The organism is Protofrankia sp. CiP1_Cm_nod1 (assembly GCF_920888515.1).
In the GTDB taxonomy this organism is placed as follows: Bacteria; Actinomycetota; Actinomycetes; order Frankiales; family Frankiaceae; genus Protofrankia.
Map to the genome: position 1 here is coordinate 1 of NZ_CAKKTM010000288.1, position 2,022 is coordinate 2,022.

Below are 2,022 nucleotides of genomic sequence, written 5' to 3' on the forward strand. Positions count from 1 at the left end.
CGCCGGCACCGGCCGCGGCCACCGCCTCGGCCTCGTCGGCGGGCCAGGCGGTCACCACGCCGACGCGGCGGTAGAGCCTGGCGCCCAGCAGCCGCTCCAGCGCCAGCCACTCGTGATGGGCGGCCGCGACCCGCCGGGTGGCGGCCCGGTCGGCGGGGTCGAGCGCCCGCATCGCCCGGTGCTGGTCGAACGAGCTGGACACCGGGTTCGGGACGGCGCCCCGGTCCACCACGGTGACCCGGTGGCCGGCGAGCGCGCACCGCAGCGCGGTCAGCAGGCCGACGACGCCCGCCCCCACGACGAGCACGTGCCGCGCGCCAGCCGGCGGCGTCCCGGTCAGCGTCCCGGTCAGCGTCCCGGTCAGCGTCCCAGCCGGCGTCCCAGCCGGCGTTCCGGTCAGCGTCCCGGCCGGTGTCTCAGCGGGCATCACGTGCCACCCGTTCGCTGAGCCTGGGCATGCGCCTGGGCACGATCTCGGTGGGCCCGCGGCCGGCGGGGCGGATCGCGAGGTCCGGCAGCGCCCGCCCGGCCAGGTCGATCAGGATGGGTGCCGCGCCGCGCAGCACCACCTCGGCCTCGTGACAGAAGTCGCCGTCCTCGCCCGAGCCCGTGCCCGTGCCCGAGCCCTGGCCCGCGGTCCACCCGGCCAGCCGGGCCAGCTGCTCGACGAGCGTCTCGGCCGCCCGGTTGAGGCTGAAGTAGGGCATGTCGTAGGCCGCGACGAAACGTTCGGTGACGCGCGCGGCGGCTGCCCGGGAACGTTCGGACACCGCCAGCGGCCCTCGGCCGGCCCACCTGTCGATCTCGGCCGCCACCCGGTTCCACGGCTCGACCAGACGCGAGCGGGTGATCCGGGCCAGCTCCTCGCGGCTGAAGCTGGTGCGCTGGAACTCCGGGCTGGTCGCGGCCAGGTGGAAGCGGATCAGGTCCCTCGGCACCTCGGCCGCCAGCTCCCGTCCCCCCAGCACATGGCCCCGGCTGGTGGAGAACTTCGCGTTGTCCAGCTCGTAGAACTCGTTGGTGAGGAACAGCTCCGGCAGGTCGTAGCGGCCGTCGTGCGCCAGCAGCATCGCGGTCCCGGCGACCGCGAACGGGTAGATGTTGTCGAAGCCGAGGAAGTAGACCACGCTCGAGCCGGACCCGGCCAGCCACAGCTCGTCCTCGGCAGCCAGCGGCGTGCCCCGGCGCTCGGCCGCCAGCGCGGAGCAGTACATGCTCCACGCCATCGGCTCGGCGTTCGGGTTGATCACCTGCCCGGGGACCTCGGGGAAGTGCGCGGGGATGCCCCAGGAGCCCGGGTAGGTGACCGGGTAGTCCGGCAGCGGCCGGGAGAGCATCTGCTGGACGGCCTGCGCCATGTGCGGGCGCATCATCGCGGCGTGGCCGGCGAAGTAGTCGCGCAGCCCGTCCCGGTACTCCTCCATGGGCAGCACCAGGACCCGCGCCTGGCGCGGCCGCACCGGCTCGTCCGGGTACATGGTCGAACGCGGGTTGAGCAGCTCCCCCGCGGCGACCGGATGGGCGCAGCTCTCGCACAGCCCCGCGCACCCGTCGGCCAGGCAGACCGGGCAGCTTCCGCGCACGTACCCGTCCACCAGGTACTGCCCGGTGCGCGGCAGGTACGGGAACGTCATCGTCCGCGCCCGGAGCTTCCCGGCGGCGTGCAGTCGCTCCAGGAAGCCCCAGACCGTCTTGGTGAACCGTTCGTCGACGCCGGTGAAGCCGTCGACGCCGATCCCCGCCGCGGCCAGGGACGCCTCCACCTGCCGGGCGGAGCGGGCCACCAGCCGCGCCGGCGTCGTGCCCAGCCGGTGGGCCGTGGTCACCACGTAGCTCGGGGTGTCCTGGATGCCGGTGCCGAGCAGCACCTCGCGGCCGGTCGCGCGTGCGTACCGGGTGTACACGTCGGCCGCCAGGAACGGGCCCGCCAGATGGCCCAGATGCAGGTCGCCGTTTGCGGTGGGAGCCGGCGAGATCACCACTGTCCGCCCGGTCATGATGCCTTCTCCTCGATCTCCTCGA

Annotated in this window: 2 protein-coding genes; both read right to left on the minus strand. The window is 74.4% G+C overall.

Annotation, left to right across the window (positions count from 1 at the left end):
* Positions 1 to 427 (minus strand): FAD-dependent oxidoreductase (locus NBX02_RS13115; RefSeq protein WP_250291536.1); only part of this gene is annotated, 427 nt, incomplete at its 3' end.
* Entirely contained in the window at positions 417 to 1,997 is a 1,581-nt protein-coding gene (locus tag NBX02_RS13120) for a class I tRNA ligase family protein (protein WP_250291538.1), read from the minus strand. The genes NBX02_RS13115 and NBX02_RS13120, both read right to left, overlap by 11 nt.
* Positions 1,998 to 2,022 lie beyond the last annotated feature (25 nt).

Bases quoted from the DNA above. Each gene is read 5' to 3' on its own strand.
- NBX02_RS13120 (WP_250291538.1), bottom strand. From the start codon at position 1,997: ATGACCGGGCGGACAGTGGTGATCTCGCCGGCTCCCACCGCAAACGGC.